Origin of the sequence: Pseudomonas syringae group sp. 247E2 (assembly GCF_032587795.1) — a bacterium.
Taxonomy (GTDB): domain Bacteria; phylum Pseudomonadota; class Gammaproteobacteria; order Pseudomonadales; family Pseudomonadaceae; genus Aquipseudomonas; species Aquipseudomonas amygdali.
The window spans coordinates 11,873-25,464 of sequence record NZ_JAWHPK010000025.1 but is presented as its reverse complement, the minus strand read 5'-3'; the positions used below and the strand labels follow the sequence as shown (position 1 = coordinate 25,464).

The window sequence follows — 13,592 nt, the reverse complement described above, 5'->3', positions numbered from 1 at the left end:
CGCCACTGTCCGCAAGAGGTATGACCGTGTTCATGAAAGCGTTAAGAGTCGGCCTTGGCCAGCTCGTCATCGGTATCGACTTCCTGACCCGCCCGAGCAGGAAGAAGCGCGATCCGCAGGCCCAGGCGGCTGTCGCTGAGGCGGCTCAAGACCTGACGCTGTACCAGTTCCACGCCTGCCCGTTCTGCGTGAAAACCCGTCGCACCCTGCACCGTCTCAATGTTCCTGTCGCTTTGCGCGATGCGAAGAACAACGAGCTTGACCGTCAGACGCTGCTTAACGAGGGCGGCAAAATCAAAGTGCCTTGCCTGCGAATCGAAGAAGGCGACAAAACCGTTTGGATGTACGAATCCAAGGTCATTATCGACTACCTGAATCAGCGGTTCGGCGCGATCTGAACACCTCGTGCCCGACGTGCCTCAACGCGGGCAACCTTCCTCGCGGCAGGCGACATAGGCTTGCAATTGCTTGAGGCGCACGCGGGTCTGGTCAGCCAGGCATTGCGATTGCAGCAACGACCATATGGAGCCTGAATCCTCGGGCTTGCCAGCCTGATACAGGCAATCGGCGTCACGCAGGTCTATCCACTTCAGTTGTGCATCCTTGAACGCCTGCTTTTTGGCCGGCGTCTTCAGCCACGTCATCTGCGCCTTGTACTGCTTGTTGAGATCAGCATCGAGCGCCGACAGCTCATTGGCAGCACACTGATTCATGCTGGCCTGATTGGCATCGCAATCCTGAGCCTGTGCCGAGCAGCCGATACCCAGCGCGATGAAAGCGGCCAGAAGTGCTATTGAAACACGCATAAATTTCCTTTTATTCAGCCAATGGGTGCATCAATCCAGCATACCGACATAACCCGGTTGCGCCTTGACCCGATCCAGCCAGCGCCGAATTCCGGTGTAAGGTGCCAGATCGAAACCGCCCTGATGAGCGACATGGGTATAGGCGTACAGGGCGATATCGGCGATGGAGAAATTCTCACCGACCAGAAACGGTGTGCGATCAAGCTGCTGCTCCATGACCGCCAGCGCTCGATAACCGGATTTCTGCATGGCCCGATACTCGGTCATGCGTTCAGCCGGCAAGCCCAGATAGAACTGAATGAAGCGGGCAACCGCCACCGACGGCTCATGGCTGTACTGCTCGAAAAACTGCCATTGCAGAACCTGGGTGCGCAGCCGCGGTTCGCTCGGAAGATACCTGGAACCATCAGCCAGAAAATTGAGAATCGCATTGGACTCCCATAGACAAGTGCCGTCTTCCAGTTCCAACACGGGGATCTTGCCGTTTGGGTTCTTCTCCAGAAAAGCCGGGGTCTGGGTTTCGCCATTAAGAATATCGACCGGCACCCACTCGTACTCACTGCCCAACAGGTTAAGCATCAACTTGACCTTGTAGCAGTTGCCCGAGTTGTAATCGCCATAAACCTTGTACATCGCCTGCTCCCTCGATATGCCTGTATTGCCGGCTCTGATCAGGCGGCTTTCAGATTCTGTGCCGCACGGACCACGGACGCCAGTCGTTTTATGCCTTCATTCAGACGCGCCGGGTCGATATGACTGAAATTGAGGCGCAGATGGCCGTGATTGGCGTCCGGGTCAGCAAAAAAAGGTTCGCCCGGCATGAACGCGACGTCCTGCGCCAACGCGGCATCCAGCAAGGTACGGGTGTCCAGCGGCTGTTTCAGAGTCAGCCAGAAGAACAATCCGCCTTGCGGGCTGTTCCACTCAGCCAGGTCTGAAAAATGCGTCTGCAAGGCATCCTCGAATGCATCCCGGCGACCACGGTAGAACTCGCACAGCGTCAGCAGATGTTCACGATAGTGCTCAGTGCCAATCCACTGCAAGGCCTGCCATTGGCCAAGGCGATTGGTATGTAGATCGGCGGACTGCTTCAGGCGCAACAGGTGCGGAAACAGATCGGGACTGGCGATCAGATAACCCACACGCAGGCCGGGCAATAGCGTTTTGGAGACCGTGCCGGTGTAGATCCAGCTTGCTGTCTTCAGGCCGCTGACAATCGGCCTGGCACTGCCGCCGTCAAAACTCAACTCGCGGTACGGCTCATCCTCGATCAACGTGACGCCGAACTCGTCAAGCAAAGCCGCAACCGCATCGCGGCTGGCCTGGCTGTAGCGCACTGCCGAGGGGTTCTGGAACGTCGGGATCAGGTAGGCGAATGCGGGCCTGTGCTGCTCCAGGCGCTGGCGCATGGTAATCAGGTCCGGGCCTTCGGCCTGCAGGGGCACGGTGATGCAGTCGGCACCAAACAGCTGAAATATCTGCAGCGCCGCCAGGTAGGTGGGTGCTTCAAGCAGAATCTCGGTGCCTTTGTCGATGTAGAGCTTGGCCGCAAGGTCCAACGTCTGTTGAGAACCACTGACCACCATGACCTGACTGGCATCGCAAGCAATACCCAGGGCGCGGGCGTCGGCAGCCAGCGCTTCGCGCAGCGCAGGTTCGCCCTCGCTCATGCCGTACTGGCCCAGAGAAACAGGCATGTCAGCCCACTCGACTTTGGGCAGCATCGACTCGGCAGGCAGGCCACCGGCGAACGACATCACTTGCGGGCGCTGAGCGGCGGCGAGGATCTCGCGAATCAGAGAACTTTTCAGACGGGAAACGCGTTCGGAAAAAGCCATGGCACTTACCTGTAGCCGAGACGAAGGAAAATAAGTCAAACTTGTTGACTCAAATTACGACGCCCAGCCCGGATACGTCAACATGCTTGACTTAAAAAAACCTGCTAATCAACAAATGGCCATGGAAGCCTTCTTCTTCGGCTACCAGGCGTTCACCGCCAAGGCTGATGAGATGCTGGCCAAGCGCGGCTTCAGTCGCGTGCATCAGCGCATTGTATTTTTCATCGCTCGCTATCCCGAACTGAGCGTCAAGGAACTGCTCACGGTATTGGGCGTGAGCAAGCAGGCGCTCAATGCCCCGCTGCGCCAATTGATCGGCATGGACCTGGTGCACAGCACCGCCCCGGAAACCGACAAACGCAAACGACTACTCGGGCTCACCGATGAAGGCGCCCGTTTCGAGCAGGCGTTGCGGCGTGAACAGGTCAAGCTGCTGCAACGCGTGTTCGCCGAAGCGGGTCAGGAAGCGGTGGATGGCTGGATGACAGTCAACCTGGCGCTGGGCCAGACACTGCAATCCGGTGCGTGTCCAATCGGGACTGACGTCGAATAAATACCACTGTCGCAACTGTGCTGGCATTTACTCATATCGCTGTATCGTAAAGCCGAGCGGTCATGCGTTTAGGCTTGGCGTCCTTTGCTACCTGCCCGCTTCAAGGAACGCCCTGCATGAAGGAAACCCTCAAGGCACCATTGCGCCCGCTGACCGACTCATCGCCGTCTGCGGTGGTTGCCGGCTTCATTGCTATGATGACTGGCTGCACCAGCTCACTGGTGCTGATGTTTCAGGCCGGACAGGCGGCGGGGCTGAGCAGCGTGCAGATCTCATCCTGGCTGTGGGCGTTGTTCATGGGCATGGCGGTGTGCAGCATCGGCCTTTCGTTGCGCTACCGCATGCCGATTACTGTCGCGTGGTCCACACCCGGTGCCGCACTGCTGATCACCAGTCTGGGTGGTGTGGCATACCCGCAGGCGATTGGCGCGTTCATGACCAGCGCGCTGCTGGTCATCCTGTGCGGCGTAACGGGCAGCTTCGAACGTATCGTGCGGCGTTTGCCAGCCTCGCTGGCTGCGGCCTTGCTGGCGGGAATCCTGTTCAGGATCGGCAGTGAAATCTTCATCGCCGCCCAGCACCGCACCGGCCTGGTGTTGGGCATGTTTTTCACGTATCTGGTGGTGAAGCGTCTTTCCCCACGCTACTCGGTGCTGCTCGCACTGCTGGTCGGCATCGGGATATCGGGCGCGCTGGGCTTGCTGAACTTCAGCGGTCTGGCGCTGCAAGTCGCCATGCCGGTCTGGACCACTCCCGAGTTTTCCTGGGCCGCGACGGTCAGCATCGGCATTCCGCTGTTCGTGGTGGCCATGACCTCACAGAACATGCCGGGTGTGGCGGTGTTGCGAGCCGACGGTTACTACCCGCCTACCTCACCGCTGATATCGGTAACAGGCTTTGCTTCTTTGCTTACCGCACCGTTCGGCTGCCACGGGATCAACCTGGCCGCCATCAGCGCCGCCATCTGTACCAGCCCTCATGCGCACGAAGACGAGTCCAAACGCTACACAGCGGCGATCTGGGCCGGGATTTTCTACGCAATCGCCGGGATTTTCGGCGCCACGCTGGCAGGTCTGTTCAGTGCGTTCCCCACGGAGCTGATGATCTCGATTGCCGCACTGGCGCTGCTCGGTTCGATCACCAATGGCCTGACCGTGGCCATGGCCGAGCCCCGCGAGCGCGAACCCGCTCTTATCACGTTTATGGTGACGGCCTCAGGGCTGACGCTGTTTTCCATAGGTTCGGCATTCTGGGGCATTGTTGCGGGCCTGCTGACCATGCTGATTCTCAATGCACGCAAGGCCGGATAAGCCTGCCTCAAGCCCACGTCATAAGAACGATCAACTACGGGCAGTGGCTGACACCAGCAAGGTTCCGGCATCTGCATCGAGTATTGCCTGCGTTCCCAAGGGCACGGCCTGATTGAGATCTCCATGCCCTACCGGCAAGCCGCCCAGCACCGGAATGCCCAGACTGCCCAGCCGTTCCAGCAGCACATCGGCGGGGCTGATGGTGCCGCCGGTGTTCGCGGCCGGGGTGAACTCGCCCACCGCGACACCCGCCAGACGCGGAAGGATGCCGCAGTTACCCAGATGGGTCAGCATGCGGTCAACCCGATAGGCCGGTTCGTTGACCTCTTCGATGAGCAAAATCGCACCGGTCATGTCGGGCATGAACGGCGTACCCACCGAGGTATCGAGGATGCACAGATTGCCGCCCAGCAACAGGCCCTGCGCGCTGCCGCCGGTTCTGACCTTCGCCGTTGGTGAGGCATGATCGGCCTTGAGCAATACCGGCTCGGTACTCATCAGCACATGGTGCATGCCGCTGACGAACAGGCCACCGCGTTCCAGCTGCGAGGCGACCGGGCCATGAATAGTGGCCAGACGCGCATGGTTCCATAGCGCACCATGCAGTGCGGTGATATCGGAAAAGCCGGTCACCAGCTTGGGGTCACGACGCACAGCGTCCATATCCACCTGCTGGACAATTCGCTGCACGCCATAGCCGCCGCGGTTGCAAATGACCGCACGGATCTCCGGATCAGCCAGTGCGGCGTTAAGGTCAGCAAGCCGCTCCTCGTCGGTTCCCGAATAGAATGAGTATTTGCCCAGTGCATGCGGATAGACACGCGGACGCAGCCCCCACCCCTTGAGTACCGCGACCGCAGCGTCGATTTTGCCGGGGTCAACAGGCCCGGCAGGCGATACCAACGCCACGGCGTCGCCAGCACGCAGGACCTGAGGGTGAAGCGTCTGTGGAGAAGTAGCTGGCATTACGGTTATCCAGACGTTTGTCGAGCGATGAATCTAGAGCACCGGCGTAAGTGACTCAAGCCCTATCGGCATTCAGCCTGCGTCATCTGCAGATCCGTCTGAACGCCAAAGCCGCATCGGACTCCTATCAATCACATGGATCAAACAGCATTCGCTTGATGATCGCTTCTTGCCTGAGCAACGCGGCGAGCGTTTGAATCCATCTTTGAACCATTTTCTGGAGACCCTGCCATGACTGATCTTTCCAACCGCCAGTTCCTGCTCGCCAAGCGTCCGTCGGGCGATGTGCGCCGTGAAGACTTCACCTATCAAGAGGCTCCGGTCACCGCACTTGCCGAAGGCCAGATACTGGTCAGGAACAAATACCTGTCGCTGGACCCGGCGATGCGTGGCTGGATGAATGACGGAAAATCCTACATTCCGGCCGTAAAGCTGGGCGAAGTGATGCGCGCCCTGGGCGTAGGCGAAGTGCTCGAATCGAAAAACCCGAAATTTGCCGTAGGCGACCATCTGCAAGGCGCACTTGGCGTTCAGGATTACTTCGTGGGCGAGCCAAAAGGCTTTTACAAGGTCGATACCAGCCTTGCCCCGCTACCGCTTTATCTGTCTGCTCTGGGCATGACCGGCATGACTGCCTACCTGGCGCTGCTGGATGTCGGCCAGCCAAAAAGCGGTGATACCGTAGTGATTTCCGGTGCAGCGGGTGCTGTCGGCAGCGTCGCCGGACAAATTGCCAAGCTCAAGGGCTGCCGGGTTGTCGGCATCGCAGGAGGCGCAGAAAAATGCCGTTTACTGACCGAAGAACTGGGCTTCGATGCAGCCATCGACTATAAGTCCGAAGACGTTATGGATGGTTTGAAGCGCCACTGTCCGGATGGCGTGAACGTGTACTTCGACAACGTTGGCGGCGACATTCTGGACGCGGCGCTCAGCCAGCTGGCGGTCGGCGCGCGCGTGGTGATCTGCGGTGCCATCAGTCAGTACAACAACACCACGGCGATCAAAGGCCCGGCCAACTACATGTCACTGCTGGTCAACCGTGCACGCATGGAAGGCTTCATCGTACTGGACCACCCCGAGCGCTTCGCTGAAGCCGGTGAGGTGATGGCGGGCTGGATCAAGGAAGGCAAGCTCAAGAGCAAGGAGCATATCGTCGACGGTCTCGAGACTTTCCCGGAGACCTTCCAGATGCTGTTCAGCGGTGAGAACCAGGGCAAGCTGATCTTGAAAGTGGAATAAAGCCCGCGGACCGGACACCTCACGCTTCGGCGTGGGGTGCCTTGCGCGACGCTGTGCGTCCGTCCGCTTAAGCCAGCTCGGCAACCACTGCAGCCAGGGCCTTCGCCGGGTCAGCTGCCTGGCTGATCGGGCGGCCGATAACGAGGTAATCGGAGCCGGCATCCAGGGCCTGGCGCGGGGTCAGAATGCGCCGCTGATCGTCCTGCGCACTGCCCGCCGGGCGGATACCGGGCGTCACCAGTTGCAACGACGGGTGAGCCGCTTTCAGGGCCTGCGCTTCCAGCGCCGAACAGACCAGACCGTCCATACCGGCCTTCTCGGCCAGCGCTGCAAGGCGCAGCACCTGCACCTGCGGATCAATATCCAGGCCGATACCGGCAAGGTCTTCCCGCTCCATGCTGGTCAGAACGGTCACGCCAATCAGCAGTGGCTGAGGACCGCTGCGCTGCTCGAGGACTTCGCGGCAGGCCGTCATCATGCGTAGCCCGCCTGAACAGTGCACGTTGACCATCCATACGCCCATCTCGGCAGCGGCCTTGACCGCCATCGCCGTGGTATTGGGGATATCGTGGAATTTGAGATCAAGAAACACCTCGAAACCCTTGTTGCGCAGGGTCTCGACGATATCGGCCGCACAACTGGTGAACAGCTCCTTGCCGACCTTGACCCTGCACAGTTTGGGATCGAGCTGATCAGCCAAACGCAAGGCGGCTTCACGGGTCGGAAAATCCAGGGCGACGATGACGGGAGTCTGGCAGGCGGACATGAGCGTGGTCTCAGGTAAGTCGAAATCGGCGCGCATTGTAGCCGAACCGGCGAGCAGACGGGACCCGTAGATCGGCATTTAGCCAGTCGCGTCCATAAAAAGTCATGATTCCCTGCACCCGCAGCGACCACTGCTTCGATGGCCTGCACCAAACCTGCACAACCCGATGAATCGGTTCACTGCAGCGTTCTGTAAACGACCCGTTTTGAAGCAACACGACAATGATCAGTGCACTGGCACGGCCTCTGCAACAGGATGTTTCAACGATTACCGAATCTCAGGGAGATGACCATGAGCACGCAACTCAAGCCAACGCTGGGCACGATTCATCTATGGGGGATCGCTGTCGGGCTGGTGATTTCCGGCGAGTACTTTGGCTGGAGTTACGGCTGGGGCGTGGCGGGTACACTGGGCTTTTTGGTAACAGCCTTGATGGTTGCGACCATGTACACCTGCTTCATCTTCAGCTTTACCGAGCTCACTACGGCCATCCCGCACGCGGGCGGCCCATTTGCCTATAGCCGCCGCGCCTTTGGCGAAAAAGGCGGGCTGATCGCCGGTATGGCCACGCTGATCGAATTCGTATTCGCGCCACCGGCCATTGCCATGGCAATCGGTGCGTACCTTAACGTGCAATACCCGGGGCTTGACCCTAAGCATGCGGCTGTCGGCGCTTACATCGTGTTCATGGCACTCAACATCGTGGGCGTAAAGCTGGCAGCAACCTTTGAGCTGGTCGTGTGCATTCTCGCCGTGGCCGAGCTGCTGGTGTTCATGGGGGTGGTCGCACCTGCATTCAGCTTCAGCAACTTCGCCCTCAACGGCTGGGCCGGTTCCCAGACCTTCGGGCCGGAAGCGATTGCCGGCATGTTCGCCGCCATCCCCTTTGCGATCTGGTTCTTCCTGGCCATTGAAGGCGCTGCAATGGCCGCCGAAGAAGCCAAGGACCCGAAACGCACCATCCCGAAGGCCTACATCAGCGGCATTCTGACCTTGGTGATACTGGCGATCGGCGTCATGCTGTTTGCCGGTGGCGTGGGTGACTGGCGCACCCTGGCCAACATCAACGACCCACTGCCGCAAGCAATGAAAGCCGTGGTCGGTGACAGCTCCGGCTGGCTGCACATGCTGGTGTGGATCGGCCTGTTCGGTCTGGTCGCCAGCTTCCACGGCATCATCATGGGTTACTCGCGCCAGTTCTTCGCCCTCGCCCGTGCCGGTTACCTGCCTGCCTCGCTGGCCAAGCTGTCACGCTTTCAGACACCGCACCGGGCGATCATCGCAGGTGGCCTGATCGGCATCGCCGCCATCTACAGCGATGGCCTAGTCAACCTGAGCGGCATGACACTCACCGCCGCGATGATCACCATGGCTGTTTTCGGCGCTATCGTCATGTACATCATGAGCATGCTCAGCCTGTTCAAGCTGCGCAAGATCGAGCCTGACCTTGAGCGCAGCTTCCGCGCGCCAGGCTACCCGGTGGTGCCCGGCATTGCGCTGGCTCTGGCAATCGTGTGTCTGGTGGCAATGGCCTGGTTCAACATGCTGATCGGCCTGATTTTCCTCGGGCTGATGGCCATAGGTTTTATCTACTTCAGCCTGACCGCCAAATCGCGCGCCGATGCACCGACCGACGCGATGCTGACCGGGCAATAATTCAGAGACTTTCCGGGGTTGCGTGCAAAGGGTTTTGCACGCAACCCGATCAGGGCGCATACACTTGAACCATTGAGCAGCCTCGCTGCTCAAACCGGTATCACAACAAGGAGAGCGCTATGCCCTGGTATGCCTGGTTAATTCTGCTCGTAGCCATCGGCTCGATCGTCGGCGGTCTTATGATGCTGCGCGATACGGCCAAGAAATTGCCCCTCACCGAAGAACAGCTCAAGCGCGTCCATGAGCGCAATGCAGAAATGGATGCCAAGGAAGCCAAGGACCGTTAAATAAGTCCGGGTGGCAGGCTGAAAACCTGCCCCTGCCTATTTCCCGATCTCTGCGCTGACCGAAAGCACCTTGATATGAAGCGGCTGAAAGATCGTCTCCAACTCGCCGTCCGCGCGTAACTTCTCCAGCAGCGCTTTGAAGTGTGGAACATCAATGTTGCCATTGGGGCGCAACAACGCGTATTGACGGTAGATCTGATCAACGCGTTCGGAGACCATTAACTGCGCCGCTTCATCTTTGTTATGTGCCATAAAATCAATCAGATAGGAACGGGTAACAGGCGCGATATCCGCCCGATTGCGCACCACCATCAATAGATTACTGTCGTGAGAATAGGTGGAGGTCACATTGAAGTGCTCACTCAAGTACTTCTGATCGGTATTGAAGTTGGCAAATCCATAATGGTAACCACTGAACAACGCCAGACGTTTGTCAGACAGATCATTGAAGTAATTCTGATCACGCCCTTCGACCCGCCTTGCTACATAGACCTCGGCATCTTCAAGGCCCAGATCGACGGTTTCGTGCGCAATGTCCTTCCAGCCCCAGTCAGGGTTCTCGAAGATCGCAACATCGAAACGCCCTTCCGCGAAGTCACGAAAACGCCGGGGCACGGAGGTGGGGATCATCACAAACTCGTAATCGTCCTGCTCGGCATTCAGGGCATCGATCAGCTTGGGCAACAGACCGGCGTCTTCGCCTTTTTCAGGGCGGACCATATACGGAGGGAAATGCACGGCGGCCACCCGCACGACCTGCGCGGCATAGACTTGGGACGTTGCCATGAACGGCACAAAGAGCAGAAGGCCTGTGGCGAACGTCCGCGCGACGCCATCAATTAATACTGCAAATTTTTTCATAAAACACGACATCAATCAAAGCCCTCCACGCTATGCGGTTTCCATGATTTAAACAACTGTCAAATCAACGGCGTCAGCATTGCTCACAGTGGTTACTATTGTGCACCGCTGCGATGAACTCGCGTGAGGCACCAATGCAATTAGCAGCGGTCACTGTAAGGGCAGTTGTAAAAACGATATTGTCGGCGCAGCCTCAAGCGTGGGCGCAACAGGCTAATCTGGCTACGCTGAAGCCATTGACTATCGTAAGGGAGCTTGATGATGCCGCATTGGCTGGTGATTGATCTGGAGGCTACCACCGAAGAAGGTGGCTGGCCGGTCGCAGAAATGGAAGTCATCGAAATAGGCGCGACGCTGGTCAATCAGGACGGGCGCGAGCTGGACCATTTCGAGCGCTTCGTACGCCCCGCACGCAGGCCTGTGCTGACTCATTTTTGCCGAGAGCTGACCCATATCAATCAAAGCAGTATCGACAGCGCTGCGCCCCTGACGACCGTGTGGCCTCAGTTCGAGCGCTGGCTGAGCCATCACCGTGCCCGCGTGCTGGGATGGGCCAGCTGGGGGGATTACGACCGCCAGCAACTGGAAGAGGAATGGCGCTACCATCGCCTCGACAGCGCACTGTCGAGCATGCCGCACGTCAACCTCAAACAGCGATTCGCCCAGGCCCGTCAGTTACAAAAGCCGATGGGCCTGAACAGCGCCCTGCAACTGGCAGGCATGCAATTCACAGGTCAGCAACACCGGGCACTGGTTGATGCACGCAATACCGCCCGGCTCTTGCCGTTGATACTGCCTAATTGAATCTCGCTGCACGTCGTCGTTTGTTCAGCGTCGACTTGCAAGGAGCGTGACGAGTTTTACCGTGTTGGGCATACTGGCGGGCCATTTCCAGCCCTTTCAAAAGGAATCGCCCATGTTCAAGGTCAACGAGTACTTCGACGGCACCGTCAAATCCATCGCCTTCAGTCAGGTCGACGGTCAGGCAACCATCGGTGTCATGGCGGCGGGCGAATATGAGTTCGGTACAGCGCAACGGGAAATCATGCACGTGATCTCCGGCGAGCTGAACGTGAAGCTCCCGGACAGTACCGACTGGGAAACTTTCTCCACCGGCAGCCAGTTCAATGTCCCGGCCAACAGCAAGTTCCAGCTCAAGGTCAGCGTTGATACCGCTTACCTGTGCGAATACCGCTGAGACTGAACACGTGGGGGGCCTGACCTCCCACCTTGCCCGCACACCTGCCTATACTGCCCCTTTCTATTCGACGCCAGCATTGAACTGCAACGCCGCCAGACGTGCGTAGAGCGGGTTGCTGGCAATCAGTTGCTGATGGGTACCGACCGCCACCAGCCGGCCCTGATCCATAACGGCAATCCGGTCGGCATTCTGCACAGTGGCCAGTCGATGGGCGATGACCAGCGTAGTACGGCCATGCATCAGGCTTGGCAAGGCTTGCTGAATCAAGTGCTCACTCTGCGCATCCAGCGCACTGGTCGCCTCGTCCAGCAACAGGATCGGCGCATCGACCAGTAACGCGCGGGCAATCGCCAGACGCTGCCGCTGTCCGCCGGACAATCCCACCCCGCCCTCACCCAGATGCGTACCGTAGCCGTCGGCCATGTCGAGAATGAACTCGTGCGCATGGGCGATACGCGCTGCTGCCTGTACCTGCTCAAGGCTCGCAGTGACGTTACCGTAACGAATGTTGTCCTCGACACTGCCGAAAAACAGTGCGGGTGATTGTGAAACCAGCGCGAAGCAGCGGCGCAGATCGTGCGGATCGAGCTGTGCGATCGGCACGCCCTCGATCAGGATGCGCCCTTGAATCGGGTCGTAGAAACGCAGCAGCAGGTCGAGGATAGTCGACTTGCCTGCTCCGGAAGGCCCGACCAGCGCCAGGGTTTCACCGGGCTCGATGTTCAGGGTCAGGTTATCCAGCGCATTGCGCTCGGGACGCGACGGGTAGGCGAAAGTGACATTCTCCAGCGCCAGACGCCCGCTGATGCGTTGCGGCAGGCTCTGCAGCTCTGTGGCTGGCGCTTTGATCTCGCTGCGAGCCTGAAGCAGCTCGCCAATCCTCTCTGCGGCACCGGCGGCGCGCTGCAAATCGCCGATCACCTCGCTCAACGTGCCAAACGCCATGCCGACCATCAGCGCGTAAAACACAAACGCTGCCAGCTCTCCGCTGGAAATACGTCCGCTGATCACGTCCATGCCGCCCACCCACAGCATTACCGCCACTGCGCCCAGCACCAGAACGATCACCAGCGTAATCAGCCAGGAGCGCTGCAAAATCCGTTTGCGAGCGGTATCGAACGCCTGCTCCACCGTATGTGAAAAACGCTGTTTGTCCTGCTCTTGATGGTTGTACGCCTGCACCGTCTTGATCTGCCCCAGCGCTTCGGCCACGTAGCTGCCCACATTGGCGACCCGGTCCTGGCTCTCGCGCGACAGGTTTCGTACCCGCCGTCCGAACATGAGAATGGGGGCGATGATCAGCGGCAACGCCACCACCACGATGCTGGTGAGCTTGGGGTTGGTGATGAACAACAGCACGATGCCGCCAACGACCATCAGGACGTTGCGCAGAAACATCGACAGTGACGAGCCGATCACCGACTGCAACAACGTGGTATCGGCAGTCAGCCGCGACTGGATTTCCGAGCTGCGATTGTTCTCGTAAAAGCCCGGATGCAGCTCTATCAGGTGATCGAATACTTTCTTGCGCAGGTCGGCGACCACACGCTCGCCGATCCATGACACCAGATAGAAGCGGGCGAACGTTCCGATGGCCAGGCCAACCGTCAGCAGCATGAAAAAGCCGATCGAGCGCTCGAGCAACTGCGGCGAGCGGGTCATGAAGCCCTGATCGACCATCAGCTTGATGCCTTGGCCGATCGACAGGGTGATACCCGCGGTAATGACCAGTGCCAACAACGCTCCGAACGCTTGCCAGCGATACGGCGCAATGAAACTCGCGGCCAGGCGAAGTGCCTGGCGGTGACGTCGGGTAATCCGTGAAATCATGAAGCCTGCCTGTTTGCCCGATCTGTCTGAATAGCGAAGCCTACACCTGTCATGCATGACGCGCTGTGCATCATTTCGAATGAACTTGCGCCCGGCTTCAAAGGTCAGGTTATGACTGCTTTACAGAGGCGCTATAAGACATCGATCTAAGCGCCTGCTGGCAGATTTGCATCATTTCTGTTGCACTGGGAACGCGTTTGAGCGGCTGACAGAACCTGTCACGGACCGGTCATCAAGCGCGGTTAATTTAACGCCGTTACCTGATGAAAGGAGAAACAC

15 protein-coding genes are annotated in these 13,592 nt (G+C 58.8%); 8 read left to right on the top strand and 7 right to left on the bottom strand.

What is annotated here, in order from left to right:
- The first annotated feature begins 20 nt into the window (after positions 1-20).
- A complete protein-coding gene (locus RYC18_RS20525) occupies positions 21-398 on the top strand; it encodes a glutathione S-transferase N-terminal domain-containing protein (RefSeq protein ID WP_004658436.1) in 378 nt (125 codons plus the stop codon).
- Between the two features lie 21 nt (positions 399-419).
- Here the strand turns inward: RYC18_RS20525 and RYC18_RS20520 are convergent, their stop codons facing one another.
- The 3 genes from RYC18_RS20520 to RYC18_RS20510 are packed head-to-tail and all read right to left on the bottom strand — an operon-like array spanning position 420 to position 2,644.
- The gene (locus RYC18_RS20520; protein ID WP_316886671.1) at positions 420-806 is read right to left on the bottom strand and encodes a lysozyme inhibitor LprI family protein; all 387 of its coding nucleotides are present in this window, start codon (positions 804-806) and stop codon (positions 420-422) included.
- 30 nt (positions 807-836) lie between these two features.
- Entirely contained in the window at positions 837-1,439 is a 603-nt protein-coding gene (locus RYC18_RS20515) for a glutathione S-transferase family protein (RefSeq protein ID WP_002552833.1), read from the bottom strand.
- A 38-nt stretch (positions 1,440-1,477) separates the two neighbouring features.
- Positions 1,478-2,644: a PLP-dependent aminotransferase family protein gene (locus tag RYC18_RS20510; RefSeq protein WP_005782957.1), complete on the bottom strand. Its 1,167-nt coding sequence runs from the start codon at positions 2,642-2,644 to the stop codon at positions 1,478-1,480.
- Between the two features lie 82 nt (positions 2,645-2,726).
- On the opposite strand from RYC18_RS20510, the gene RYC18_RS20505 reads away from it, so the two are divergent.
- Positions 2,727-3,197 (top strand): MarR family transcriptional regulator, encoded by a 471-nt coding sequence (locus tag RYC18_RS20505; protein ID WP_004658431.1) that lies wholly within the window; start codon positions 2,727-2,729, stop codon positions 3,195-3,197.
- Positions 3,198-3,313: 116 nt separating this feature from the next.
- A complete protein-coding gene (locus tag RYC18_RS20500; protein ID WP_316886670.1) occupies positions 3,314-4,507 on the top strand; it encodes a benzoate/H(+) symporter BenE family transporter in 1,194 nt (397 codons plus the stop codon).
- Positions 4,508-4,537: 30 nt separating this feature from the next.
- On the opposite strand, the gene RYC18_RS20495 is transcribed toward RYC18_RS20500, so the two are convergent.
- Positions 4,538-5,473 carry an LD-carboxypeptidase gene (locus RYC18_RS20495; RefSeq protein WP_316886669.1) on the bottom strand — a complete coding sequence of 312 codons (936 nt, stop codon included), beginning with the start codon at positions 5,471-5,473 and terminating at the stop codon, positions 4,538-4,540.
- 231 nt (positions 5,474-5,704) lie between these two features.
- Here RYC18_RS20495 and RYC18_RS20490 point away from each other — a divergent pair, with 231 nt between their 5' ends.
- Complete coding sequence (locus tag RYC18_RS20490; RefSeq protein WP_010197167.1) at positions 5,705-6,712, top strand: NADP-dependent oxidoreductase; 1,008 nt, start codon at positions 5,705-5,707, stop codon at positions 6,710-6,712.
- A gap of 67 nt (positions 6,713-6,779) precedes the next feature.
- On the opposite strand, the gene pyrF is transcribed toward RYC18_RS20490, so the two are convergent.
- Positions 6,780-7,478 (bottom strand): orotidine-5'-phosphate decarboxylase, encoded by a 699-nt coding sequence (pyrF, locus tag RYC18_RS20485; protein WP_031599498.1) that lies wholly within the window; start codon positions 7,476-7,478, stop codon positions 6,780-6,782.
- A 291-nt stretch (positions 7,479-7,769) separates the two neighbouring features.
- On the opposite strand from pyrF, the gene eat reads away from it, so the two are divergent.
- Positions 7,770-9,134 (top strand): ethanolamine permease, encoded by a 1,365-nt coding sequence (eat, locus tag RYC18_RS20480; protein ID WP_005782953.1) that lies wholly within the window; start codon positions 7,770-7,772, stop codon positions 9,132-9,134.
- Positions 9,135-9,253: 119 nt separating this feature from the next.
- Positions 9,254-9,421, top strand: a complete 168-nt coding sequence (locus tag RYC18_RS20475) for a DUF2897 family protein (protein WP_002552826.1) — start codon at positions 9,254-9,256, stop codon at positions 9,419-9,421.
- 36 nt (positions 9,422-9,457) lie between these two features.
- Here the strand turns inward: RYC18_RS20475 and RYC18_RS20470 are convergent, their stop codons facing one another.
- Positions 9,458-10,294, bottom strand: coding sequence for a substrate-binding periplasmic protein (locus RYC18_RS20470; RefSeq protein ID WP_005782951.1), 837 nt, complete (start codon positions 10,292-10,294; stop codon positions 9,458-9,460).
- A gap of 249 nt (positions 10,295-10,543) precedes the next feature.
- Here RYC18_RS20470 and RYC18_RS20465 point away from each other — a divergent pair, with 249 nt between their 5' ends.
- Both RYC18_RS20465 and RYC18_RS20460 read left to right on the top strand, forming a co-directional pair.
- Positions 10,544-11,086 carry an exonuclease domain-containing protein gene (locus tag RYC18_RS20465; protein ID WP_005744336.1) on the top strand — a complete coding sequence of 181 codons (543 nt, stop codon included), beginning with the start codon at positions 10,544-10,546 and terminating at the stop codon, positions 11,084-11,086.
- Between the two features lie 112 nt (positions 11,087-11,198).
- Positions 11,199-11,480 (top strand): pyrimidine/purine nucleoside phosphorylase, encoded by a 282-nt coding sequence (locus RYC18_RS20460; RefSeq protein ID WP_004658419.1) that lies wholly within the window; start codon positions 11,199-11,201, stop codon positions 11,478-11,480.
- 63 nt (positions 11,481-11,543) lie between these two features.
- On the opposite strand, the gene RYC18_RS20455 is transcribed toward RYC18_RS20460, so the two are convergent.
- On the bottom strand, positions 11,544-13,313 hold the full coding sequence (locus RYC18_RS20455; protein WP_005782950.1) for an ABC transporter transmembrane domain-containing protein: 1,770 nt from the start codon (positions 13,311-13,313) through the stop codon (positions 11,544-11,546).
- Positions 13,314-13,592: the final 279 nt, after the last annotated feature.